We start from the raw sequence: 21,801 nt of genomic DNA, 5'->3' as shown, positions 1-21,801 counted from the left end.
CCAGGCGCTACCGCGCCCGCTCCACCCGGCGTTCGTCCCAGACCGGCTCGGGGGTCTCGCGGACCCTGCCGTCACTGCCGAAGACGAGGTGGCGGTCGAAGGAGCGGGCGAACCAGCGGTCGTGGGTGACCGCGAGGACGGTGCCCTCGAACGCCTCCAGGCCCTCCTGGAGCGCCTCGGCGGACTCCAGGTCGAGGTTGTCGGTGGGCTCGTCCAGGAGCAGGGCCGTGGCCCCCTCCAGTTCCAGCAGCAGGATCTGGAACCGGGCCTGCTGGCCGCCGGAGAGCCGGTCGAAGGCCTGTTCGGCCTGGCCGGTCAGCTCGTAGCGGCGCAGCCGGGACATGGCGGCGCCCCGGTCCTGGGAGTGCTCCTTCCACAGGATGTCCAGCAGGGTGCGGCCCTGGAGTTCGGGGTGCGCGTGGGTCTGGGCGAAGTGGCCGGGCACCACCCGCGCACCGAGCTTCCAGCTGCCGGTGTGCGCCACGTCCCCGCCGGCCAGCAGCCGCAGGAAGTGCGACTTGCCGGAGCCGTTGGAGCCGAGGACGGCCACCCGTTCGCCGTAGAAGACCTCCAGGTCGAAGGGTTTCATCAGGCCGGTCAGTTCCAGGTTCTGGCAGGTGACGGCCCGTACGCCGGTGCGGCCGCCCTTCAGCCGCATCCGGATGTCCTGCTCGCGCGGCGGCTCGGGCGGCGGGCCGATCTCCTCGAACTTGCGCAGCCGGGTCTGTGCGGCGTGGTAACGGGAGGCCATCTCGTGGCTGACGGAGGCGGCCTGGCGGAGGTTCAGCACCAGCTTCTTCAGCTGCGCGTGCTTCTCGTCCCAGCGTCTGCGCAACTCCTCGAAGCGGGCGAAGCGTTCGCGCCGGGCCTCGTGGTAGGTGGCGAAGCCGCCGCCGTGCACCCAGGCGTCGGCACCGGCCGGGCCGGGTTCCACGGAGACGATCTTCTCGGCGGCGCGGGAGAGGAGCTCCCGGTCGTGGGAGACGAAGAGGACGGTCTTGCGGGTCTCGCGCAGCCGCTCCTCCAGCCAGCGCTTGCCGGGCACGTCGAGGTAGTTGTCCGGCTCGTCGAGCAGCAGCACCTCGTCGGTGCCGCGCAGCAGCGCCTCCAGCACCAGCCGCTTCTGCTCGCCGCCGGACAGGGTGCGCACCTGGCGCCACTGCGCCTTGTCGTAGGGCACCCCGAGCGCGGCCGTGGTGCACATGTCCCACAGCGTCTCGGCCTCGTAGCCGCGCACCTCGGCCCAGTCGGCGAGGGCCTGCGCGTAGCGGAGCTGGGCGGCCTCGTCGTCGACCTTCATGATGGCGTGCTCGGCCGCGTCGACGGCCCGCGCGGCCTGCCGGATCCGTGGCGGGGCGACGGAGACGAGCAGGTCGCGTACGGTCGTCTCGTCCCGCACCGACCCCACGAACTGCCGCATCACGCCCAGCCCGCCGCTGACGGTGACGGTGCCGCCGTGCGGTTTCAGCTCGCCGGAGATCAGTCGGAGCAGGGTGGTCTTGCCGGCACCGTTGGGACCGACGAGCGCCACCGCGGCGCCTTCACCCACCCGGAAGGACACATCGCCGAGCAGCGCCCTCCCGTCGGGGAGGTAGTACTCCAGGTGCGCGGCTTCCAGATGTCCCATGGTCCGGCATTCTGACGGGGCCCCCGGGATCCCGGCAAACGCTTATTCGGCGCCGTAGGGGACGTCGTGGCCGTACGGGGCGCCGGGCCGGATGCCGGGTGAGGTGTCCGGCGGGGTGTCGAGCCGGGTGTCGTACGCGGTGTCCACGGGCTGGCCCGCCGGACCGCCCTCCCGGGCGGGGGACACGAGGGCGCCGGCCCAGGACAGGGCCTTCCAGCCGTCGGCGGGCGAGCCCTCCAGGATCACCACGCCCGTGTTCCGCAGCGGGTGGGCGGCGGCGAAGCCGGCGTCGAGGTTGTGGGCGCGGACCGCGCTCCACAGGCGGACGGCCGCGCCGTGGCTGACCATGGCGACCGTCCCGGCCCCGCTGCGGGCGGCCTCCTCGACGACCGCGTCGAACCGTGCCAGTGCCTCGGTCCCGGTCTCGCCGCCCGGTCCGGGCATCCGGCGTTCGCGGTCCCCGGCGGCCCAGGCCAGGAACGTCCGCAGGTAGACCCGGCCGCGCTCGGAGTCGCCGGGCTCCCCCTCCAGCCCGCCGGCGGACAGCTCGCGGATGCCGTCCCGGACGATCACCTCGAGCCCGCGGGCGGCGGCCAGCGGCGCGGCGGTGAGCTGGGTGCGGACCAGGGTGGAGGCGTAGACGGCCTCGATGTCCTCATCGGCCAGCGCCTCGGGCAGCGCGGCGGCCTGCCGCCGGCCGAGCTCGGTCAGGCCCGGTCCCGGTACGGCCGTGTCCAGCAGGGAGGCCAGGTTGGACGGGGTCTCGCCGTGGCGTACGAGGAGCAGGCGCATACGGGTTCCCGGAACGGAAGGGGGGCGGTGGCGCCGTCCCGCGCGCCTTCGCGCGCAGGAAACGGCCACTTCAGGGTAACGGTGCCGGTATGAGCCCAGATGTCGACCTCACCGCCCCGCGAACCGGCGCCCACGCCACCCTGACACGACTGCTCGCCCTGGACTCCCGGTTGTTCCAGGTCGCGGCCGAACGCCACTGGCCCGGCGCCGGGCCCGTGCTGCCCCGGCTGAGCCGGAGCGCGAACCACGGCGTGCTGTGGTTCGCGGCCGCGGCGGCGATCGCGGCGAGCCGGACGCCGCGCGCCCGCCGGGCCGCGGCCCGCGGCCTGGCCTCCCTCGGCCTGGCGTCGCTGACCATCAACACGCTCGGCAAGCGCTCGGTGCGCCGCCCCCGGCCCCTGCTGGACCCGGTGCCGCATGTGCGCCGGCTCCAGCGGCAGCCGATCACGACGTCCTTCCCGTCTGGCCACGCGGCCTCCGCCTCCGCCTTCGCCACCGGCGTCGCCCTGGAGTCCGCGGGCTGGGGCGCGGCCGTGGCACCGGTGGCCTTCTCGGTGGCGGTCTCCCGCGTCTACACCGGCGTCCACTTCCCGAGCGACGTGCTGGCGGGCGCGGCGCTCGGCGCGGGAGCCGCGTTCGCCGTACGGGGCCTGGTGCCGACGCGCGCGCAGATCGCGGCGCCCGCCCGGCCGCGGGCCGCCGTGCCCGCGCTGCCCGGGGGCGAGGGCCTGGTCCTCGTCACGAACAACGCCTCCGGCACCGCGGACCGGGCCCGGGCGCTGCGCGACGCGCTGCCGGAGGCGGAGGTCGTCGTGTGCGAGCCGGAGGACTTCCCCGCCGAGGCGGAGAAGGCGGCCGGCCGGGCCCGGGTGCTCGGGGTGTGCGGCGGCGACGGCACCGTGAACACGGCCGCGCGGGCCGCCCTGCGGCACGGCCTGCCGCTCGCCGTGCTGCCCGGCGGCACCCTCAACCACTTCGCCTACGACCTGGGCGTGGAGGACGTGCGGGACCTGGCCGGGGCCCTGGAACGGGGCGAGGGCGTGCGGGTGGACGTGGGCCGCTTCAGCTCCGGGCGCGGGCAGGGCGTCTTCCTCAACACCTTCAGCCTGGGGGTGTACCCGGAGCTGGTGCGCGAGCGCGAGCGCTGGGCCGACCGGATCGGCGGCTGGCCGGCCGGGGTGCTGGCGGCGCTGCGGGTGCTGCGCGCGGACCGCCATCCGCTGGAGGCGGAGTTCCAGGGGCGCCGCCGCCCGCTGTGGCTGCTGTTCGCCGGCAACGGCACCTACCACCGCATGGGCCTCGCGCCGGGCCGCCGGCTGGACCTGGCGGACGGGGTGCTCGACGTGCGGGTCGTGCACGGTGGCCGCAGGCCGGCCCTGCGGCTGCTGTCCGCGGCCCTCGCGGGCCCGCTCACCCGCTCCCCGGCGCACGCGGCCGTCCAGGTGGGCCGGCTGCGACTGACCGGCCTGGCGCCCGGCACCCTCCTCGCCTACGACGGCGAGGTCACGGAGGTGGAGGGCGAGGTCCGGCTGGAGAAGCTGCCGGAGGCGCTGACGGTGTACCGGCCGCTGCCGTCCGGCTGATCGCCCGCGATCACCCGTCGGTCCACATTTCGAAACGAGGGTCTCAACATTCGACATACGCGCGTACCGTGATCCGTACCGCCCCGGGGCCGCGGGCCCGTGCGGGGCCAGGTGACGAGAAGGGGTACAGCCATGCCGAAACCGCGGGAGACGGCCGTCTACACGCACGGCCACCACGAGTCCGTGCTGCGCTCGCACACCTGGCGCACCGCCGCCAACTCGGCGGCCTACCTGCTCGGCTCGCTGAAGCCCCACATGAAGATCCTGGACATCGGCTGCGGGCCTGGCACCATCACCGCGGACCTGGCGGAACTGGTGCCCGACGGGCATGTCACGGGTGTCGACCGGGCGCCCGGCATCCTGGAGCAGGCCCGCGCCACGGCCGCAGGCCGCGGGCTGGGCAACGTCGACTTCGCGGTCGCGGACGTGCACGCCCTGGACTACCCGGACGACACGTTCTGCGTGGTCCACGCCCACCAGGTGCTGCAGCACGTGGGCGATCCCGTGCGGGCGCTGCGCGAGATGCGGCGGGTGACGAAGCCGGGCGGCTTCGTCGCCGTGCGGGACGCGGACTACGCGGCGATGACCTGGTACCCCGAAGCACCGGGCCTGGACGACTGGCTGGACCTGTACGAGCGGGTGGCCCGCGCCAACGGCGGCGAGCCCGACGCGGGGCGCCGGCTGCGCTCGTGGGCGCTGGCCGCGGGCTTCACGGAAGCAGCCGTCACGGCCACGTCCAGCACCTGGACGTACGCGACCCCGGCCGAGCGCGAGTGGTGGAGCGGGCTGTGGGCCGACCGCACCCTGGCGTCGGCGTACGCCGAGCGCGCCACCGGGGGCGGCCACGCGACCGAGGAGCGGCTGCGGGCCGTGTCACGGGCGTGGCGGGAGTGGGGGGAGCGGGAGGACGGCTGGTTCGCCGTACTGCATGGGGAAATTCTGTGCCGCAAGGACGACTGACGTCCGGCCCACCGGAATGATGTCCCGTTTTCGGGACACCCGGAGAGCAGGAGGTCATCATGGTTCCCATTCTGCTCGTACTGCTTCTGGCGCTGGTTCTCTTCGGGGTCGGATTCGCGGTGAAGGTGCTCTGGTGGATCGCGTTGGCGGTGCTCGTCGTCTGGCTGCTGGGCTTCCTGATCCATGGGACGGCCGCAGGCGGAGGCCGGGCTCGCTGGTACAGGTGGTAGCCCGGCGTACGTCATCCCCGGGGATGCATGTGTCATTCCCGGGGAAGCAGCGGTCCCAGCGGCCCGAGGTCCAGATTGAGGTCCTCGGGCCGCAGCCCGTAGCGGTCACGCAGCTCCGCCATGCGGTCCTCCAGGAGCATCAGCGTCAGTCCGATCCGCTCCTCCTGCTCCTCGGTCAGGTCGCCCTCGTCGAAACGGCGCAGCGCCTGGCGCTCCATGAGCTGGCGCAGCAGCTCCACGACCGTCAGCACCAGCTTGACGAGGTCGCGCTCCACCGTGTCGGGTTCCAGGTCCACACGCCTGCGCGGGGTCACGACGGCACCTCCGGGATCTCGAAGGGGGACGGCACCTGCCGGTTCACCGAGCTGATCAGGGCGTTCAGGTCGATCCGCACGAGGTCGACGTCCGCGATGCGCAGGGTGACGTCCCCGGTGATGACGACCCCGCCGGCCAGCAGCCGGTCGAGCAGGTCGACCAGGGCGATCTCCCGGCGTTCGACGACCGTCATGTCCCCTCCTGCGGCAGCTCCCCCGCGAAGGAGTACGCCGCCCAGGGCCCGGTCAACTCCACGCGCAACCCGGGGGCGTCGTCCTTCGTCCGGTCCACGACCTCCACGAACTCCTCGGAATGGGCGCGCGGCACGAGGTAGGCGGCGTTGAGCACATTGCGTCCGGCGGTGCCGGAAAGGGCGGCGTTCTGCGGCGCGTGCAGCCGGGAGTCCTCGGCGAACGCGGAGAGCTTCTCGTGCAGCCGGGTCGCGAACGCCTCCGCCTTCTCCCACACGTCCTCACGGGCCATCGTCTGCTGCCGCCGGCGGCGCAGATAGTCCCGCCCGGACGCGGCCTTCGGCTCGGGCTCCGGGGCCGCCGCCTCCTGCGGCGGCTCGGCCTCCAGATAGATCTTGACCCCCCACTCCACACGCCCCTGGAGCCGGTCCAGGGTGGCGCGGAAGTGCTCCTCACAGGACTCGATCATGGTGCGCACCCCGCTGTCGTCCCGGAAGACGGTGGCCATCCGCAGCGGCAGCGGGGTGGTGACGACGGTGAGCGCGTCGACCACCCCCTGGTGGGCGCGGGCGGTGGCGGAGAGCCAGTCCAGGTCCTCCAGATGCGCGCGCAGCGGCTCCTCGGCGAAGTCCCGTTCCGGCACCTCGCTGACGACGGCGATCAGGCCGTGGTGGGGCAGCTGCTTGACCGGCGCGCCGACGACGCCGGTCAGCTGGGCCTGGAGGGGCGCGCCGAGGGGGCGGCAGACGGCGTAGACGTACCGCAGTCCGGTCATGATGCCTCCTTCGGGTGGGTGCGGCCGCGGCTACGGCCGGTGCCCTGCTCCAGTTCCTCCAGCCGGGCCAGCCGCTCGCGCAACTCGGCGTTCTCCCTGGCGAGTTCGTCACGGCGGGCCCGGGAGGAGAGCGCCGGGTCGCTCTCCCACCAGTCGATGCCCATCTCCTTGGCCTTGTCGACCGAGGCGACGATGAGCCGGAGCTTGACGGTGAGCAGTTCGATGTCGAGCAGGTTGATCCGGATGTCGCCCGCGATGACGATTCCCTTGTCGAGCACCCGTTCGAGGATGTCGGCGAGGTTGGCGCCACTGCTCGGGCCGTACGGCTCGGGCAGCCGGCTCGGCGTCGTCATCGGCGGCTCCCGCCCTCGGCGTACTCCTCTTCCTCGTACTCCTCGTCGCCCTCGCCGTCGTCCTCGTCCTCGTCCTCGTCCTCGGGATAATCGTCGTCCGCGTACGTCCCGCGGCCCCTGCCCTCCTCCTGCTCTTCGTCCTCGTCCTCGTCGTCCTCGTCGTCCTCTTCGCCTTCGTCCTCTTCCTCTTCTCCCTCGTCCTCGTCTTCCTCGTACTCGCCGTCTTCCCGGTCCTCTTCCTGGCCTTCTTCCTCGTGCTCCCGCTCCTCCTCGGCGACCGCGTCGTCGTGGCTGCGGACGACCTCGCCGTCGCGGATCTCCCCGCGCCAGCTGTCCTCCGCCTCTCCCTTGAGGGTGATGAAGCGGGCGAAGTGCTTCAGGTCGAGGCGGACCCGGCGCCCCTGGGCGCGCCAGATGTTGCCGGTCTTCTCGAAGAAGCCGCTGGGGTAGTACTCAATGACCAGCAGGACGCGGGTGAGGTTCTCCTCCAGCCGGTGGAAGGAGACGACGCCCTTCGTGCTGCCCTTCGCGCCCTCCGACGTCCACTGGATGCGGTAGTCCGGTATCTGCTCGGTCGTCGTGGCCTTCCAACTACGGCTGGACCACCAGATCTTCGCCTGCCAGTCGGACGTGGTGTCGTCGGCGCGGCTCGCGCTCTTGACGCCCTTGGCGAAGGTGCTGAAGTCCTGGAACTGGGTCCACTGGTCGTATGCGGTGCGCAGCGGCACACCGACATCGATGTACTCGATGATGACGGTGGGCTTGTTGCCGCCGCGGCCCTTGCGCTTGCCCTTGCCGCCGCCGAGGCCTTTCAGCGCGCCCATGACGTTGTCCTTGGCGCGCGAGGCGCCGAGCTCCAGCACGGAGCGCACCGGACCCTTGCCCTCGGCGAGCTTGCGGCCGGCGTCGAGGGCGAGCCGGGCGAAGCCCGGGCTGTTGCCCTCGGCGATGTCGTTCAGTTTGCCGGTGGCGTCGCCGAGCTTGTGGCCGAAGCCGGCCAGCAGCCGCTCGGCCTGGGCGGCGACGTACTCCTGCGCCTCCGCCTTGAGCCGGTCGGCGGCCTCGCTGTGGGCCAGTGCGGCCAGCGGGGTCTCCTTGGTCGCCGCGCCGGCCGCACGGCTGGTTGCGTTCCTCGCGGAGCCGAGGGTCTCGGTCATCGGTCACCGCCGCCCTTCGAGTTCCCGGACCGCGCGGAGCGGCTCGCGCCGCCGGCCGCGGCCCTCTCCTTCGCGGCCGGCTTCTTCCCGCCCGTCTCACGGGCCGGGGCCTTCTTCGCCGGCTTCCTGCCCGGCGCGCGGGCCCGGGCCTTCTGGGCGGTCTCCTTCACCGGAGCCTTCCGCGCGCGCTGCCGCCGCGGCCCGCCGGACTCATCGGCCTCGCCGGACTCACCGGTGGCCTCAGCTTCCTCGTCGGCCTCGCGGCCCTCCCGGTCGTCGTACTCGTCGTCGTACTCCGCCTCGTACCCTTCCTCGTGCTCGTCCTCGCTCCCGCGTTCCCGGGCCGCCCGCTCACCGCCGCGCCGCTTCCCGCCGCCGGTGTCGGGCACGGCGCCGGCCAGCTGGTCGCGGACCTGTGCGGTACGGCCGTGCAGCCGGTCGGCGAGCGTGGTCATCTGCCGTTCGACCATGGCGCCGGAGGCGGCCTTGCCGACGCCCCGCAGATCCTGCCGCAGCTGGTCGCCGATCTCCTTGAACTGGGGGTTGTCCTTCAGCTGCTGGTTGACCAGGTCCGCCACCGCGCGCGGGCCGAGGTTCAGCTTCTTTCCCGCCGCCAGGCTGCCCACGGCGACGGCCAGCTTCAGTTTCCTCGTACGTCCCAACAGGTATCCGGCCCCTACCGCGAGGCCGAGTCCCATCCTGTTCATCGTGCCGTCCCCTCACCTGTTCCCGGTCCCCCGCGCATGCCGACCGCCAGCCGGTCCAGAAGCTCGTCCTCCTGGCGGTCGAATTCCTCCTCGGTGATCTCGCCCGCTTCCAGCCGCTCCTCCAGCCGTGCGAGTTCGGCCTGGACGGTGGCCGGGTCGTAGTAGACGCGCTCCGCCTCGCGCAGCACCTGCTTGATCACCCAGCCGCTGCCACGTGCGGGGGCGAACGGCAGCAGCAGCACTTCCGAGATCAGTCCCATGGCGTCATCCCGTTCCCACGTCGGCTCCCGCCGTGCTGGCCGCCGGCTCGGACGGGCCGGGCTCGACGAAGCTGTAGGGCGGCAGCGGCCCGTTCACTCGCAGTTCCAGGTGGGGCATGTCCCTGCGGACCTGCTCGGCGGCGTCCAGGAACCGCGCCGCCGCCTCCCTGCCCACCAGGAAAGACGCGTTCACCAGCCATCCGGTGGACTCCGGGCCCGAGCTGACCGCGGCGGCCGCGGGCGTCAGCGCGCGCACCACCTGGGCGCCGTCCTCGGCCTCGCGGGCCTTGACCGCGCCGGCGACCATCTCGCCGAGCCGGAGCCTGTCGTCGTAACTGCCGCCACCCGCTAGCCGGTTGGCTTCGGCCTGCGCCCTGATGTCCGGGTTCTCGGCCATCACGCGATGCAGTACGGCCTCCTCGACATGGCCGGCCTTGACGTTGTACTCGACCTTGCCGTCCAGCGCCCGCAGGCGTTCGGTGTAGTGCTCGGCGCGTTCGGTGAGCACCCCGGTGACGGTGGCGTCGTCCGGGGCGACGCTGCCGAAGCGCATGGGCAGCACGCAGCCCTCGGCACCGGCCTCACTGAGCACGTTCTGGTGGGCGAGCAGGTCCCTGCGCTTGGGCCGCAGCTCCTCGGGGGCGTCGCTGACCACGGCTGCCAGTTCGTCCGCCTTCAGCACGCGGACCGGTCGCTCACCGACACCGGCCGTGCCCTGCGGCGGCGAAGGGTGCGAGGCGGCCATGATCCCGTAGACGTACGTGCTCACTCCTGCTCCTCCCTCCTGCGCGACGACGTGGCCTTACGGGGCCGCGGCCGGGCCTCGCCCTCGCCCTCGCCCGAGTGCTCCGCCCGACCTTGCTTGAAGGCCTCGGAGATGGTCTCGGCGGCGCCCGAGAGCGCCCCCTTGGACTTGCCGCGCGCACCGGACTCGGTGACCTCGCCGACGATCTCGGGCAGACCCGGGCTCTTGCGGGGGCCCGCCTCCAGATCGAGCCGGTTGCACGCCTCGGCGAAGCGCAGATACGTGTCCACGCTGGCCACGACGACCCGTACGTCGATCTTCAGGATCTCGATGCCGACCAGGGACACCCTCACGAACGCGTCGATCACCAGTCCCCTGTCGAGGACGAGTTCCAGTACGTCGTAGAGGCCGCTGCTGCCGCCTCCACCGCCGGAGGTCGCTGCCGGAACAACGGTCATGCGGACCGTGCCTCCTTCTCTGAGTATGGGATGGGTGGCGTCCGCGCCTGCGGGCGGCCTAGCGGCCGCCGGACCGGTGCGCGTCGGCCCGGCCTCGTTCGTAGCGGCGCTCGCGCCGGTAGCCGGTGAGCTGGCCCTCGGTGTCGAGTTCGACCTGGTAGCTCGCCATCAGGCTCATGGTGTCGGGCACACGGGCGAGTTCCAGGACCTCGACCTCCAGCGACCAGCCGTCCTCCGTCTGCTCGAAGGTCGTCACGGACTCGGCCGTCAGGCCGGTCAGCTCCGCGAACTGGGCGCGTGCCTCGCGCAGCACCTCCATGGGCCGAGGCCGGTGCGGGGCCGCACGGTGGTCGTTCGCACGCGTGTCGTCGTCGGTGTTGGCGTTGGTGCGTGGCTCCTGGGCTTCCTGTGATTCTTGTGGTTGTTGTGATTTCTGCGAACGCTTCGGCTTCGCGGTGTCCTGCGCCGCGTCGTGCGCTGTGTCGTCCTTGTTCGCCATGGCCACCTCTCCCCCTCCGTGTGGCCGAAGCTTCCTCGGCCAAACCTGCCCATCAGCCGCGCAGTGCGTCGAGGCGCCGTCGTGCCGGGCCCAGGGAACGGCCGCGGGCGGGCAGTCCGGCCCAGGGGCGGGTCCGGGCCTGGTCGACGGCGTCGGCGACGGTCCAGCGCCGCGGGCCGAGATCCGGGGCGTCGAGCTGGTCCCAGGAGAGGGGTACGGCGACGGGCGCGCCGGGCCGCGCGCGGACGGTGTAGGGGGCCACGACGGTCTGGGCGTAGGCGTTGCGCTGCACGTCGAGGTAGAGGCGGTCGCCTCGGTCCTTCTTGCGGGCGGCCGTGGTGAGCCGGTCGGGATGCGCGGCGGCCATCAGCTCCGCGACGTCCCGGGCGAACTCCCGCACCTCGTCGAAGCCGTGGCGGCCGTCAAGGGGCACGACCACGTGCAGTCCGCGCGAGCCGGTCGTCATCGGCGCCGAGGGCAGCTCCAGTGTGTCGAGCAGCTCGCCCAGCAGCCGGGCCGCCTCCCGCACCGGCCCGAAGTCGTCGTCGGAAGGGTCGAGGTCGAAGACCATCCGGTCCGGCCGGCCGGGGCGGCCCGCGTGGGACAGCCAGCGGTGCAGGGTCAGACAGGCCTGGTCCGCGAGGTACACGAGGGTGGCGGTGTCGTCGCAGACGGTGTGCGTGACCGTGCCGCCCTCCTTGGCGACCTCGGCCCGGGTGATCCAGTCGGGGTAGTGCTCCGGGGTGTTCTTCTGCATGAACACCGGCCCGTCCAGGCCGTCCGGGTGCCGCTCCAGCATCAGTGGGCGGCCGCGCAGATGCGGCAGCAGATACCGCGCGACCGACCGGTAGTAGTCGACCAGGTCGCCCTTCGTGTACTCCGTTGCGCGCTCCCCCTCCTTGCCGCTTCCCTCGCCGTCCTCACCGCCGTCGCCGCCGTCGCCGCCCGGGAAGAGGACCTTGTCCGGCCGGTGCACTTCCACGGTGCGCCGGCCGGCCCGTACCGTGCGGGCATCGCCGCTCACGGCACCACCGCCTCCTCCACCAGCAGCCGGGCGGAGGCCGCGATCGACTCGGCGTCGATGCCGGCCGCGTGCAGCTGCTCGGCCGGCGAGGCCGAGCCGGGCATCGTACGGACGGCGAGCCGGACCAGGCGCGGCACCGGGCGCCCGTCGAGGAAGGCCTCGAGGACCGCGTCGCCGAGGCCGCCCTCCTCGCGGTGGTCCTCGACCGTGAGCAGGCAGCCGGTGTCCTGGGCGGCCTGCCGCAGGGTGGCCCGGTCGGCGGGCTTGACGGAGTACAGGTCGATCACGCGGACCGCGATGCCCTCCCCGTCCAGGGCCTCGGCGGCGGCCAGCGCCTCGTGCAGGGTGACGCCGGCGGCGACGATCGTCAGCCGGTCCGCGTCGGAGGAGCGCAGCACCTTGCTGCCGCCGACGGGGAACTCCTCGTCCGGACCGTAGATCACCGGGCTCTCCCCGCGCGAGGTGCGCAGATAGCGGATGCCGTCCAGGCCGGCCATCTCCGCGACGAGTTTCGCGGCCTGGTTGGCGTCGCTCGGGTACAGCACGGTCGAGCCGTGCACGGCCCGCATCATCGCCAGGTCCTCCAGGCCCATCTGGCTGGGCCCGTCCTGCCCGATCGACACGCCCGCGTGCGAGCCGTTGAGGTTGACGCCGGATCCGCTGATGGAGGCCATCCGCACGAAGTCGTGGGCCCGGGTGAGGAAGGCGGCGAAGGTGGAGGCGTACGGCACCCAGCCGCGCCGGGCGAAGCCGACCGCCGTCGCGATCATCTGCTGTTCGGCGATGTAGCACTCGAAGTAGCGGTCGGGGTGTTCCTTGTGGAAGAACTCCGAGCGGGTGGAGTCGCCGACCTCGCCGTCGAGGGCCACCACGTCGCCGCGCGCGGTGCCGAGCGCGGCGAGCGCCTGACCGTAGGCGTCGCGGGTGGCGACCTCCTCGCCCCGGTCCCAGCGGGGCAGTTCGAGGCTGCCGTCCCCGACGGCGTGCAGCGCGCGGGCGGACGGCGGCTCGTGCACGCGGACCCGGATGTCGCGGACGCCGCCGAGTTCCTCGATCGCCTCGTCGGCGTGCTTGAGCGGCTTGCCGTGCAGCCCCTCGCGGTCCTCGGACTCCTTGACGCCCTTGCCCTTGAGCGTGCGGGCGATGATCGCGGTGGGCTGTCCCTTCGTGGAGATCGCCTCGCCGTAGGCGCGGTCGACGGCGTCCACGTCGTGGCCGTCGATCTCGACGGTGTGCCAGTCGAAGGCGCGGAAGCGGCGGGCGTAGGCGTCCAGGTCGTGGCCGTGCCGGGTGGGGCCGCGCTGGCCGAGCCGGTTGACGTCGACGATCAGGATCAGGTTGTCCAGGTGCTCGTACCCGGCGGTCTCGGCGGCCTCCCAGATCGACCCCTCGGCCATCTCGCTGTCCCCGCACAGCACCCACACCCGGTAGTCGGCGTGGTCGAGCCGCTTGCCGGCGAGCGCGATGCCGACGCCGATCGGCAGGCCCTGCCCCAGGGATCCGGTGGCGGTCTCCACCCACGGCAGCCGCTGCGGTGTGGGGTGCCCCTCCAGGCGGCTACCCAGCTTGCGGAAGCCGAGCAGTTCGTCGTCGTCGATCGCGCCGGCCGCCTTGTAGGCGGAGTACAGGAGGGGGGAGGCGTGCCCCTTGGACAGCACGAAGCGGTCGTTGCCGGGGTGCTCCGGCCGGTCGAAATCGTAGCGGAGGTGGTTCGCCAGCAGCACGGCCATCAGATCGGCGGCGGACATGGAGGACGTGGGGTGCCCGGAGCCCGCCGCCGCCGAGGCCCGCACGCTGTCGACACGCAACTGCTGCCCGAGGTCGACGAGTTCGGCGGTGTTCATGAGTCTCCTTCCGCAGGGATGTCGTCACGCTTGACCGGGCCGGGGGCGGGATGGTGTTCGTGATGTCCGGGACCGGGCTGCTTCCTGGCGGGCTCCCCGCCCGGCTGGTTCTTCGCGGGCTCCCCGCCCGGCTGGTTCTTCGCGGGCTCCCCGCCCGGCTGGTTCCTCGCGGGCTCGGCGCCCGCCGCCTGGGCCTTCTCGGTGTTCTCGATGATCTCGGTGGCTCCCGGCTCCCCGGACGCGCCGGCCCCCCGGGAGCCGGTGTCCGCGGCGTCCGCCGCCTCCGGACCCGTTCCGGCCCCCACCTGCGCTCCCGCCCCCGGCCGCTCCGGCCCGCCGGCCACCCGGGCGAGCTCCGGGGAGGCGGACTCCAGCGGCACCGACCAGGACCGTACGAGCCCCAACTGGACGGCCTGGCGTGGCAGTACGGCGTTGAGCAGCCAGTCCGACGCCACCCGTACCCGGTTGTCCGGCATCGCCGCGAGGTGGTACCCGCGGGTGACGGCGCCGGCCAACGGACCGGAGAGCGGGACGCCGAGCGGGTTGGCGGCGGCCTGGGTGCCGCCGAGGTCCACGACGAACCCCAGGTCGCGGTGGCGGTAGGGGCGCCGCGCGCAGGCGCCGAGCGAGGCGGCGACGTTGATGGCGGCGATCTTGCCGTGCCGCCAGGCGTGCTGGGCGGTCATCGGGGTGTACGCGCCGGGCTTGTTCAGATCGGGCACGGCAGCGGCGTCGCCCGCCGCGAACACCTCGGGCCGCCCCGGCACCTGGAGGTAGGGGTCGACGACGAGCCGCCCGCGCTCCAGTGGGTGCCCGGTGTCCTCCACGAGCGGGTCGGGCCGTACGCCCACGCACCACACCAGGGTGCGGGTCGGGACGAACTCACCGTCCGTCAGGAGCACACCGTCGTGCATGGCCTCCTTCACGGAGGTGCCCATCCGGACGTCGACGCCCCGTTCCCGCAGCACCCGGTCCGCGGTGCGGGAGAGCCGCTCGTCCAGCTCGGGCAGGACGCGGTCGGCGATGTCCAGAAGCAGCCAGCGCGGGCGCATACCCTGCCGCAGCGGGTTCCGGCGTACCTGGGAGTCGGTGTACATCTTGCCGTGCGCGGCGACCTCCGTGCCGGTGTAGCCGGCCCCGACGACGACGAAGGTGCAGCGGGCGGCGCAGCTGTCGCGGTCGGCGGCGGCAGCGGCGAGCTCCACCTGGCGGGTCACGTGGTCGCGCAGGTAGAGCGCCTCGGGCAGCCCGCGGAAGCCGTGCGCGTGCTCGGCGACGCCGGGGATCGGCAGCAGTTTGTTCACGCTGCCCACGGCCAGCACCAGCCGGTCGTACTCCAGCGTCCCGCCGACGCCCTCGGGGTCGGTGTAGTGCACGGTGCGCGCGTCCATGTCGACGGCGCCGGCCTCACCGAGGACCAGGCGGACGCCGGGCAGGGTGCCGGAGAGGGAGACGGCGACCCGGCGCGGCTCCAGGATGGCCGCGGCCACCTGGGGCAGCAGCGGCAGGTACAGGAAGTAGTCGGTCGGGTTCAGCAGGGTGACGTCGGCCTTGTTCCGGGACATCCGGGAGAGGGTCTGGGCCGCACGGTAACCGGCGAAACCGGCACCGACGATCACGATGCGGGGTCGAGTCACGGGTTCGCCTCCGGCACTGTCGCGTGCTCGTACGGAACTAGGGCCTTTCGTCTGGATCACGCCGGGCTCGCGGTCGCCTGGCACCGCGCCCTGATCCGGCCTGATCCGAACGAAAGGCCCTAACCGCGTCCCCCCGGCCGCCTTACCCAAACGTCACGGCCCCGGCCGGGGAGGCACGGCGCCGGTTTTTGTCGGTGGGGCAGGGTACTCGGGTGCGCGATGTGACCCGCCCCCGTCGTGGAGGAGCTTCATGCCCGAGTACGGCTACCACCTGTCGTGCGAGCAGTACGGCCCGGCGGAACTCGTCGAGCAGGCGCGGATGGCCGAGCAGGCCGGGTTCCAGGCGCTGTGGATCTCGGACCACTACCACCCCTGGAACGACGCGCAGGGCCAGAGCCCGTTCGTGTGGTCGGTGATCGGGGCGCTGTCCGAGGCGGTGTCCCTGCCCGTGGAGACGGCCGTGACCTGTCCGACGATGCGGATCCACCCGGCCGTGGTGGCGCAGGCCGCCGCGACCAGCGCGGTGATGACCGAGGGCCGGTTCCGGCTCGGCGTCGGCACCGGCGAGGCGCTCAACGAGCACATCCTCGGCGACCGGTGGCCGCCCGCGCAGGTGCGGATGGAGATGCTGGAGGAGGCGGTGCAGGTGATACGCCGGCTGCTGACCGGGGAGGAGGTCAGCCACCACGGCACGTACTACACGGTGGAGAACGCCCGTCTGTACACCGTCCCCCGCGAACCCGTGCCGATCGACATCTCCGGCTTCGGCCCGAAGGCGACCTCGCTCGCGGCGCGCGTGGCCGACGGCTACATCACGATGATGCCGAACGAGGAGATGGTCACCCGGTACCGCAAGGGCGGCGGTGGCACCAAACCTGTCAGCGGCGGCACGAAGGTGTGCTTCGGCCACGACCGCGACGAGTGCGTCCGTACCGTGCACGACCTGTGGTTCAACGAGCAACTCCCGGGCGAGATGGGCCAGGTGCTGTCCGTTCCCCGCCACTTCGAGCAGCTCAAGCCGCTGGTCACCGAGGACGTGATCCGCGAGAACGTGGTGTGCGGTGACGACGTGGACCAGCACGTGGCCGCGCTCAAGGAGTTCGCCGACGCGGGTTTCGACCGGGTCTACGTCAACCAGATCGGCGCCGACCAGCGCGGCTTCTTCGACTTCTACCGCACGAAGGTGCTGCCGCAGCTGCCGCGCTGATACGGGCCCCGGCCAGGGGGGTGTCTCGTCGATCAGGGCGCGAGCCCGGCATGATCGGCGAGACACCCCTAGGCTCGTCGGCATGGAGATTCTGGGAGCCAGCCTGCGTGTCTGCGTCGACGACCTGGAGACCGCCGTCCCCTTCTACGAACGCCTGGCCGGCGGCAGAGCCCTCCGTTTCGAGCGCGGCGGCGTCCAGGTGGCCGCCGTCGGCTGCTTCCTGCTGATGAGCGGCCCCGAGTCGCAGCTGGAGGTGCTGCGCAAGGTGGCGGCGACCATCGCCGTCGAGGACGTCGACGAGGCCCACCGGGTCCTGACCGAACTCGGCGCCCGCATCGTGGCGGGCCCGGTCCCGTCCCCGGTGGGCCGCAACCTGATCGCCATGCACCCGGACGGCGCGGTGTACGAGTACGTGGACCGCCGCGGCCGGGCCGCGACGGCCCCGTGACGCCTCACGACGAGGACGGGCGCATCCGGAAGTCGTAGGCCTGCGGCAGTTCCTCGCCGCCGATCCGGTCCCACAGCCGGCCCAGCCGCTCGTCGCCCTCCCGCAGGTCGGCGACCTCGAAGCCCTCGTCGAAGACGGCCCGCGCCTCGGCGCGCCGCCCCTCGGCGAGCAGCAGCTCGGCCTCCAGCAGCCGGAACCGGCCGCGCTCGCGGGTCGCCGGGTGCAGCCGCCGCCACACCGAGCGCGCGTCCGCCGGGCGCCCTGCCCGTAGCAGCGCCTCGATCGCCTCCCGGCCGAGCGCCGCGGTGGCGGCGGTCCATGCCTCGCCGTCGTCCCGCGGCTCGTGGCACAGGTCGTCGAAGGCCTCGGCGTAGCGGTCGGCGGCCCGCTCGTGGTGGCCGGCCTCCTGGTCGGCGACGGCGAGGCAGCGCAGCAACGGCCAGACGGACGGCGCCGGTTCCAGCGCCCGTTCCCAGCTGCGCACCGCCTGCGCCCGGTCACCGGCGTGCCACTGGGCGACGCCGAGGTGGTACTCGGTGAGCGGGCCGGCCGGGGCCGTCTCCAGCAGGTCCCGCCAGTGCGGGGCGACCAGCGACTCGCCGGGCGGCCGGACCCGGCGCGGTTCGGGGAAGGAGCCGGAGTGCAGCAGTTCCCGCCAGGGTTCCTGTGCCTCGCCGAGGGTGGACTCGGGGAACGGAGTGCCCGGCAGCTTCCAGCCGGCGCGCAGCACTTCGAGCGCGCCCCAGCCGGATCCGGTGCCGAGGATCTCGCCCGGTTCGGCGTCGGCGTACGGCTTCCAGGCGGCGTAGGCGGCCTCGACGTCGGTGCGTGGCAGTACGGCCTCGAGCCGTTCCTCGGTCTGCCGGACGGCGGTGTCCCACTCCCCCGCCGGCGGCGGCGCGTCCAGCGGGCCGTACGACTCCAGCCACGCCACCTCGCTCTCCGCCTCCAGCCGTACGTGTTCGAGCTGGGTGCGGGCGAGACCGGCCTGGATCTCGCAGTAGCCGCCGGTGCCGGGTTCGGTCAGCCACTGCTGCCAGCGCCGCCCACCGGGGCCCGTGCCCCAGACGAACAGCTTGCGGCCGCGCAGCACGTCGGTGGAGGTCTGCACCAGTCCGTCGCCGAACTCGTCGAGGGCGGCGATCCAGCGGCGCCGTCCGTCGGGCACCTCGTAGAAGTAGTCTGCGGCGTAGGTGCTGTTGAGGGGGTACGTCCGATCGACGCCGTCGTACGCCGGGACGGGCACCCGGCGCAGCCGGCGCTCGTAGCCGAAGTGCCAGGCCTCCTCGGCGGGGGCGAGCACCCGGCGCTCCTCGGGGACGGCGATGTTGGACCACCAGTAGGTCGGCGCGGGCCGCTCGTGCGGGTTGCGGATGCGCACCCCGACGTGCAGGAAGTCGGAGCCGTCCGGCAGCCACAGGTCGACCTGGAAAGGCAGGTCGCGCAGTCGTTCCCACTCCCACAGGCGCAGCATCTGGCCGCCGTCGGGGGCGGGCACGCGGGCGGCGTGCAGGGGCGCGCAGGAGAGGGTGGTGTGGCCGGTGGCGCCGATGTTCCACTCGATGCCGCCGGAGTACCAGGCGCCGTTGAGGGCGAAGTTGGCGGGCTGCAACACCGGGTTGCGGTAGAGGAGTTCCCGGCCGGTGGGCTTGTGCACGAGGGAGGCGACGCGGCCGCCGAGTCCGGGGAGCACGGTGGCGCGCAGCCGGTCGTTCTCGAGGACGAGCGCGTCGATCCGGCGCGGCTCGCGCGCTCTGCCGTAGCCGTCACGGACCCGGACCGGCAGCAGGCTGTGCAGCGGGGCGTAGCCGACCTGCCGCGCCATGTCGTGCGGCAGGTCGTTCCTGTCGCGCTCCTCGATGTGGTGGACCTCGTCGAGCGGGCGCAGCGCGGGCAGCGGGTTGTCCGGCCCGAGCGGCGCGGCGGGCAGCGTCAGTACCTCACGTCGGATCGTCGTCACAACGACCATGGAACCCGGTCGCCGCTGTGCTGACCAGGGGCGGCACCGGTCAGGATTGCGCAAAGGCGCCGGGTCGAAAACCTGTGTGCGGGCCACGGCCGGGCGACGTACAGTCGGTCGTTCGGCAGCGCGGGCGCGCGGGTGGCGAGGAGTGCGCCGCATGCCGGCGGACAGCGAGGAGCGCGGAAGAGCGATGAGCGAACGGCACACCTACCGGGTGATCGTCCGGGGTACCTGGGACGGGCTGACCGATCAGGCACGGGCGCGGCTGCTCGCCGAGGCGGCCGACCACGGGATGACGAGCATGCGGTTCACGGAGGAGGGCTCGCTGTCGTACGAGCCGTCGCCGCTCAAGCACTTCTCGATGCGGTATGTGGTGGTCAGCGACGCGGAGGACGGCGAGGAGATGGCCGCCGCGATCGCGGAGGACCGCGCCGAGACGGCTCTGCGCGGCCTCGGCTACGAATTCCGCGGACTGAGGTCGACCGTCACCGACCTCGACACCGTGAAGATCAACCGCAAGTCCGCATCTCGGCGGTGATCGCCCACCGTTCGTGGTCCCGCCAGGCTCCGTCGATGTAGAGCATGTCGGGTGAGTAGCCCTCCAGGCGGAAGCCGCAGGAGCGGGCGAGGGCGATGGAGGCGGTGTTGCCCGGCTGGGCGTTGATCTCCAGCCGGTGCAGGCCCATGGGCCCGAAGGCGTGGTCGATGACGAGGTTCAGGGCCTCCTTCATCAGCCCGCGCCCGACGGCGTGCGCGAAGGCGCCGTAGCCGAGGGCGCCGGACTGGAAGGCGCCCTCGACGATGTTGTTGATGTTGATGTATCCGGCGATGCGGCCGGAGTCCTTCTCGCAGACGAGGAAGCCGGCCCGCGCCGGATCGTCGGTCAGCCGTCCCGCGTACGCGGCGTAGGCGTCGGCCGTGGCCGGCGGGTAGAGCCATGGGCGGTGCAGTTCCTGGCTCTCCCTGACGCGGGCCGTGAACTCCTCGGCGTCGTCCTGCGTGAAGTGGCGGATGCCGACGCGGGGGCCCTCGGCGAGGTAGCGGGATGCGGTGTGCTGCATCTCGCCACTCTATGCGGGCCCGTTCAACGGGCCACGACCGGCAGCCGGAGCACTCCGGTGTCCCCGGGGGAGGCGGCCACCGTGACCGGCTTGACGCCCCGGTTCCCGAAGTAGGCGTCGTCGCTCGCCGCGATCACGAACCGCAGCCGGTGGCCCTGCTCGTAGCGGTGGACGATGCCCGGGAGGGTCACCGTGAAGGACCGGGTCACGTCGGGCACACGGACCGGTGCGACGAGCCGGTGCACCAGCGTCCGGGTGCCGTCGGGTGCCACGTCGTACAGCTTGGCGAACAGGACGAGCTTGTCGGCGGCGTCGGACGAGCGCTGGGTGCGCTCCGCCGCCGGCGAGCTCACCTTCAGCGTGGCCTGCGGCGCGCCGACCACGTCCACCGCGTGCGTCAGCGGCTCGCTGGTCCAGGCGAGGTAGGTGCCGTGGGTGTCGTACGGCGCGGGGTCGGGCAGGCCCAGGGCCCCGGCGAGGGAGCTCTCCGAATGGCTCGTGGGGATCGGCCGGTTGGTGTAGGTACGGCTGCCGCGCGCGACCTCGCCGCGGTTGCCGACGAGTTTTCCGTCGCCGGAGAGGTACAGCCGCCGGGAGAGGGCGGGGACGTGGCCGGCCGTGGCGTAGGTGTGGTCGGGGTCGGTGATCCAGTCCCGGTAGTAGGCGAAGTCGGGACCGGTGTCGGTTTGCCGGTTCCGGTGCAGGTAGCGGTCGAACCAGGCGAGGACGCGTCGGCCCACGTAGCTGGTCTCCAGGTTCCCCCGGGTCAGGTTCAGTTCGCCGGCGGCCGGGTCGGTGAGTCCTCCGCTGTGGCCCCAGGACTGCCAGATCATCTTGGTCTCGGTGCCCCGGGCCCTGAGGGTCCGGTAGGTGGCGGTGGCCTCGTTGAGGTTGAACAGGCTGTCGGCCTGGCCCTGGATCAGCAGGGTGGGTGCCTCGACCCGGTCGAGGTAGGACACCGGGGAGACGCTGCGGGCGTAGGAGAGCAGCTGTCCCGTGCGGTCGGCGGGGTAGCTGCCGGAGTTGAGGGTGCGGATCGTGTCGCAGGCCCGGGTGACGAAGTGCAGGCAGGTGAGGGAGTTGACGCGGGAGGGGTCCAGGGCGGGCTGGCTCAGTGGCTGGCTCTCGCCCATGAGGTAGAAACCGTTGGTCCACTGCCACTTGAAGGCGCCGGGCACAGCGGTGGCGCCGGCGGCGTTGTTCGGGTCGAGGGAGTAGGCCAGGTCGTTCCAGGTGATCATCGGGATCAGGGCGTCGACGCGGTGGTCCACGGCCGCCTTGGCCAGCTGGATGGCGCCGCCGTAGGAGCCGCCGATCATGCCGACGCGGGGGTCGCCGGCGTGGTCGAGGGTGACGTAGTCGGCGCGGGTGCCGTCGTCCGCACTCCGGCTGCCGGCGAGGAAGTCGACCAGCCCGGAGGCGGCCCGGCCGTCGATGCCGGGGTCGTCGAGGGAGATCAGGCAGCCGGATCTGCCGAAGCCGAGGCCGGAGTAGACGAGGGCGACGTATCCGCGCTGGGCGAAGGCCTTGCCGATGGCGTCCGTCGAGCCGTCGTCCTTGCTGCCGCCGAACCCGTTGGTGGCGAGGACGGCGGGCGCCGGGTGGGCGCGGTCCACGCCGGCCGGCCGGTACAGATCGGCGTCGACGGTGCAGGTGCGCTCGCCGGCGCGGACGGTGAACTTCAGCGGGGTCACGCCGTACTGACCGTCGGCGGACGCGGGGGTGGTGAGCGTGAGGGGTGCGGTGAGCGCGGCGGAGAGGGCGAGGACGAGGGCGGCGCGGGATCTGGGCACACGACGGGACACAAGGCCTCCACACTGAGGGCAACCCGACTTACCTACCGGTAAGTACCGGCCGGAATCATGCTGTGACACGTGTCAGACCGCGTCAATCGCTCAGACGGAGGTTTCTTGACGGAGATTCAGTGGAGCGCGGACGGTCCGCCAAGTGGCCTCCGGCCGGCGG

General features: G+C 72.8%; 24 protein-coding genes. 6 read left to right on the top strand and 18 right to left on the bottom strand.

Annotation, left to right across the window (positions count from 1 at the left end; genetic code table 11):
• Positions 1–7: 7 nt before the first annotated feature.
• Positions 8–1,627, bottom strand: coding sequence for an ATP-binding cassette domain-containing protein (locus R2S09_RS28125; RefSeq protein WP_316744043.1), 1,620 nt, complete (start codon positions 1,625–1,627; stop codon positions 8–10).
• Between the two features lie 42 nt (positions 1,628–1,669).
• Entirely contained in the window at positions 1,670–2,419 is a 750-nt protein-coding gene (locus R2S09_RS28120; protein WP_306187830.1) for a histidine phosphatase family protein, read from the bottom strand.
• A gap of 89 nt (positions 2,420–2,508) precedes the next feature.
• Between R2S09_RS28120 and R2S09_RS28115 the strand changes: the two genes are divergently transcribed.
• The 3 genes from R2S09_RS28115 to R2S09_RS28105 all read left to right on the top strand — a co-directional run bounded on the left by R2S09_RS28115 (position 2,509) and on the right by R2S09_RS28105 (position 5,192).
• On the top strand, positions 2,509–4,002 hold the full coding sequence (locus tag R2S09_RS28115) for a phosphatase PAP2 family protein (RefSeq protein ID WP_316744041.1): 1,494 nt from the start codon (positions 2,509–2,511) through the stop codon (positions 4,000–4,002).
• A 132-nt stretch (positions 4,003–4,134) separates the two neighbouring features.
• Positions 4,135–4,962: a class I SAM-dependent methyltransferase gene (locus R2S09_RS28110; RefSeq protein WP_306187834.1), complete on the top strand. Its 828-nt coding sequence runs from the start codon at positions 4,135–4,137 to the stop codon at positions 4,960–4,962.
• Positions 4,963–5,021: 59 nt separating this feature from the next.
• Positions 5,022–5,192: a hypothetical protein gene (locus tag R2S09_RS28105; RefSeq protein ID WP_030170702.1), complete on the top strand. Its 171-nt coding sequence runs from the start codon at positions 5,022–5,024 to the stop codon at positions 5,190–5,192.
• A gap of 32 nt (positions 5,193–5,224) precedes the next feature.
• Here R2S09_RS28105 and R2S09_RS28100 read toward each other — a convergent pair whose 3' ends face one another.
• The 13 genes from R2S09_RS28100 to R2S09_RS28040 are packed head-to-tail and all read right to left on the bottom strand — an operon-like array spanning position 5,225 to position 15,157.
• Complete coding sequence (locus tag R2S09_RS28100; RefSeq protein ID WP_306187836.1) at positions 5,225–5,506, bottom strand: gas vesicle protein K; 282 nt, start codon at positions 5,504–5,506, stop codon at positions 5,225–5,227.
• On the bottom strand, positions 5,503–5,700 hold the full coding sequence (locus R2S09_RS28095; protein ID WP_306187837.1) for a gas vesicle protein: 198 nt from the start codon (positions 5,698–5,700) through the stop codon (positions 5,503–5,505). The genes R2S09_RS28100 and R2S09_RS28095 overlap by 4 nt, the downstream gene beginning before the upstream one ends.
• Positions 5,697–6,473: a GvpL/GvpF family gas vesicle protein gene (locus R2S09_RS28090; RefSeq protein ID WP_316744039.1), complete on the bottom strand. Its 777-nt coding sequence runs from the start codon at positions 6,471–6,473 to the stop codon at positions 5,697–5,699. The genes R2S09_RS28095 and R2S09_RS28090 overlap by 4 nt, the downstream gene beginning before the upstream one ends.
• Positions 6,470–6,826 (bottom strand): gas vesicle protein, encoded by a 357-nt coding sequence (locus tag R2S09_RS28085; protein ID WP_306187841.1) that lies wholly within the window; start codon positions 6,824–6,826, stop codon positions 6,470–6,472. The genes R2S09_RS28090 and R2S09_RS28085 overlap by 4 nt, the downstream gene beginning before the upstream one ends.
• Positions 6,823–7,983: an SRPBCC family protein gene (locus R2S09_RS28080; protein WP_306187843.1), complete on the bottom strand. Its 1,161-nt coding sequence runs from the start codon at positions 7,981–7,983 to the stop codon at positions 6,823–6,825. The genes R2S09_RS28085 and R2S09_RS28080 overlap by 4 nt, the downstream gene beginning before the upstream one ends.
• Positions 7,980–8,690 (bottom strand): DNA primase, encoded by a 711-nt coding sequence (locus R2S09_RS28075; RefSeq protein WP_306187844.1) that lies wholly within the window; start codon positions 8,688–8,690, stop codon positions 7,980–7,982. Before R2S09_RS28075 ends, R2S09_RS28080 begins: the two co-directional genes overlap by 4 nt.
• Complete coding sequence (locus tag R2S09_RS28070) at positions 8,687–8,950, bottom strand: gas vesicle protein GvpG (RefSeq protein WP_306187846.1); 264 nt, start codon at positions 8,948–8,950, stop codon at positions 8,687–8,689. Before R2S09_RS28070 ends, R2S09_RS28075 begins: the two co-directional genes overlap by 4 nt.
• A gap of 4 nt (positions 8,951–8,954) precedes the next feature.
• Entirely contained in the window at positions 8,955–9,719 is a 765-nt protein-coding gene (locus tag R2S09_RS28065; RefSeq protein ID WP_316744037.1) for a GvpL/GvpF family gas vesicle protein, read from the bottom strand.
• Positions 9,716–10,153, bottom strand: a complete 438-nt coding sequence (locus R2S09_RS28060; protein WP_306187850.1) for a gas vesicle structural protein GvpA — start codon at positions 10,151–10,153, stop codon at positions 9,716–9,718. Before R2S09_RS28060 ends, R2S09_RS28065 begins: the two co-directional genes overlap by 4 nt.
• A 58-nt stretch (positions 10,154–10,211) precedes the next feature.
• Positions 10,212–10,652: a gas vesicle protein gene (locus R2S09_RS28055; RefSeq protein WP_316744036.1), complete on the bottom strand. Its 441-nt coding sequence runs from the start codon at positions 10,650–10,652 to the stop codon at positions 10,212–10,214.
• 52 nt (positions 10,653–10,704) lie between these two features.
• Positions 10,705–11,676 (bottom strand): non-homologous end-joining DNA ligase, encoded by a 972-nt coding sequence (ligD, locus tag R2S09_RS28050; RefSeq protein ID WP_316744034.1) that lies wholly within the window; start codon positions 11,674–11,676, stop codon positions 10,705–10,707.
• Positions 11,673–13,520, bottom strand: a complete 1,848-nt coding sequence (locus R2S09_RS28045; protein WP_306187856.1) for a transketolase — start codon at positions 13,518–13,520, stop codon at positions 11,673–11,675. The genes ligD and R2S09_RS28045 overlap by 4 nt, the downstream gene beginning before the upstream one ends.
• Positions 13,517–15,157, bottom strand: coding sequence for an NAD(P)/FAD-dependent oxidoreductase (locus R2S09_RS28040; protein WP_306187858.1), 1,641 nt, complete (start codon positions 15,155–15,157; stop codon positions 13,517–13,519). The genes R2S09_RS28045 and R2S09_RS28040 overlap by 4 nt, the downstream gene beginning before the upstream one ends.
• A gap of 250 nt (positions 15,158–15,407) precedes the next feature.
• On the opposite strand from R2S09_RS28040, the gene R2S09_RS28035 reads away from it, so the two are divergent.
• Together R2S09_RS28035 and R2S09_RS28030 are read left to right on the top strand one after the other, a co-directional pair.
• Positions 15,408–16,364 carry an LLM class F420-dependent oxidoreductase gene (locus R2S09_RS28035; protein WP_316744032.1) on the top strand — a complete coding sequence of 319 codons (957 nt, stop codon included), beginning with the start codon at positions 15,408–15,410 and terminating at the stop codon, positions 16,362–16,364.
• Positions 16,365–16,446: 82 nt separating this feature from the next.
• Positions 16,447–16,812: a VOC family protein gene (locus R2S09_RS28030; protein WP_316744031.1), complete on the top strand. Its 366-nt coding sequence runs from the start codon at positions 16,447–16,449 to the stop codon at positions 16,810–16,812.
• Positions 16,813–16,816: 4 nt separating this feature from the next.
• On the opposite strand, the gene R2S09_RS28025 is transcribed toward R2S09_RS28030, so the two are convergent.
• Entirely contained in the window at positions 16,817–18,781 is a 1,965-nt protein-coding gene (locus R2S09_RS28025) for a DUF5107 domain-containing protein (protein ID WP_316744029.1), read from the bottom strand.
• A 184-nt stretch (positions 18,782–18,965) separates the two neighbouring features.
• Between R2S09_RS28025 and R2S09_RS28020 the strand changes: the two genes are divergently transcribed.
• Positions 18,966–19,313: a DUF6204 family protein gene (locus tag R2S09_RS28020; RefSeq protein ID WP_306188090.1), complete on the top strand. Its 348-nt coding sequence runs from the start codon at positions 18,966–18,968 to the stop codon at positions 19,311–19,313.
• On the opposite strand, the gene R2S09_RS28015 is transcribed toward R2S09_RS28020, so the two are convergent.
• Positions 19,285–19,836 (bottom strand): GNAT family protein, encoded by a 552-nt coding sequence (locus R2S09_RS28015; RefSeq protein ID WP_316744027.1) that lies wholly within the window; start codon positions 19,834–19,836, stop codon positions 19,285–19,287. The genes R2S09_RS28020 and R2S09_RS28015 overlap by 29 nt on opposite strands.
• A gap of 23 nt (positions 19,837–19,859) precedes the next feature.
• Entirely contained in the window at positions 19,860–21,629 is a 1,770-nt protein-coding gene (locus tag R2S09_RS28010) for a CocE/NonD family hydrolase (RefSeq protein WP_316744026.1), read from the bottom strand.
• Between the last annotated feature and the right edge of the window lie 172 nt (positions 21,630–21,801).

It is taken from the genome of Streptomyces sp. MK7 (genome assembly GCF_032658145.1).
Classification (GTDB): domain Bacteria; phylum Actinomycetota; class Actinomycetes; order Streptomycetales; family Streptomycetaceae; genus Streptomyces; species Streptomyces spiralis.
Note: the sequence above shows the minus strand (reverse complement) of the source record. Positions and strands in the feature narration are given on the sequence as shown.

What these genes read in the sequence shown, in the direction of transcription:
- R2S09_RS28125 (WP_316744043.1), bottom strand. Translation starts at nt 1,627, where the DNA reads ATGGGACATCTGGAAGCCGCGCACCTGGAGTACTACCTCCCCGACGGG.
- R2S09_RS28120 (WP_306187830.1), bottom strand. Translation starts at nt 2,419, where the DNA reads ATGCGCCTGCTCCTCGTACGCCACGGCGAGACCCCGTCCAACCTGGCC.
- R2S09_RS28115 (WP_316744041.1), top strand. Translation starts at nt 2,509, where the DNA reads ATGAGCCCAGATGTCGACCTCACCGCCCCGCGAACCGGCGCCCACGCC.
- R2S09_RS28110 (WP_306187834.1), top strand. Translation starts at nt 4,135, where the DNA reads ATGCCGAAACCGCGGGAGACGGCCGTCTACACGCACGGCCACCACGAG.
- R2S09_RS28105 (WP_030170702.1), top strand. Translation starts at nt 5,022, where the DNA reads ATGGTTCCCATTCTGCTCGTACTGCTTCTGGCGCTGGTTCTCTTCGGG.
- R2S09_RS28095 (WP_306187837.1), bottom strand. Translation starts at nt 5,700, where the DNA reads ATGACGGTCGTCGAACGCCGGGAGATCGCCCTGGTCGACCTGCTCGAC.
- R2S09_RS28090 (WP_316744039.1), bottom strand. Translation starts at nt 6,473, where the DNA reads ATGACCGGACTGCGGTACGTCTACGCCGTCTGCCGCCCCCTCGGCGCG.
- R2S09_RS28085 (WP_306187841.1), bottom strand. Translation starts at nt 6,826, where the DNA reads ATGACGACGCCGAGCCGGCTGCCCGAGCCGTACGGCCCGAGCAGTGGC.
- R2S09_RS28080 (WP_306187843.1), bottom strand. Translation starts at nt 7,983, where the DNA reads ATGACCGAGACCCTCGGCTCCGCGAGGAACGCAACCAGCCGTGCGGCC.
- R2S09_RS28075 (WP_306187844.1), bottom strand. Translation starts at nt 8,690, where the DNA reads ATGAACAGGATGGGACTCGGCCTCGCGGTAGGGGCCGGATACCTGTTG.
- R2S09_RS28070 (WP_306187846.1), bottom strand. Translation starts at nt 8,950, where the DNA reads ATGGGACTGATCTCGGAAGTGCTGCTGCTGCCGTTCGCCCCCGCACGT.
- R2S09_RS28060 (WP_306187850.1), bottom strand. Translation starts at nt 10,153, where the DNA reads ATGACCGTTGTTCCGGCAGCGACCTCCGGCGGTGGAGGCGGCAGCAGC.
- R2S09_RS28055 (WP_316744036.1), bottom strand. Translation starts at nt 10,652, where the DNA reads ATGGCGAACAAGGACGACACAGCGCACGACGCGGCGCAGGACACCGCG.
- R2S09_RS28045 (WP_306187856.1), bottom strand. Translation starts at nt 13,520, where the DNA reads ATGAACACCGCCGAACTCGTCGACCTCGGGCAGCAGTTGCGTGTCGAC.
- R2S09_RS28035 (WP_316744032.1), top strand. Translation starts at nt 15,408, where the DNA reads ATGCCCGAGTACGGCTACCACCTGTCGTGCGAGCAGTACGGCCCGGCG.
- R2S09_RS28030 (WP_316744031.1), top strand. Translation starts at nt 16,447, where the DNA reads ATGGAGATTCTGGGAGCCAGCCTGCGTGTCTGCGTCGACGACCTGGAG.
- R2S09_RS28025 (WP_316744029.1), bottom strand. Translation starts at nt 18,781, where the DNA reads ATGGTCGTTGTGACGACGATCCGACGTGAGGTACTGACGCTGCCCGCC.
- R2S09_RS28020 (WP_306188090.1), top strand. Translation starts at nt 18,966, where the DNA reads ATGAGCGAACGGCACACCTACCGGGTGATCGTCCGGGGTACCTGGGAC.
- R2S09_RS28015 (WP_316744027.1), bottom strand. Translation starts at nt 19,836, where the DNA reads ATGCAGCACACCGCATCCCGCTACCTCGCCGAGGGCCCCCGCGTCGGC.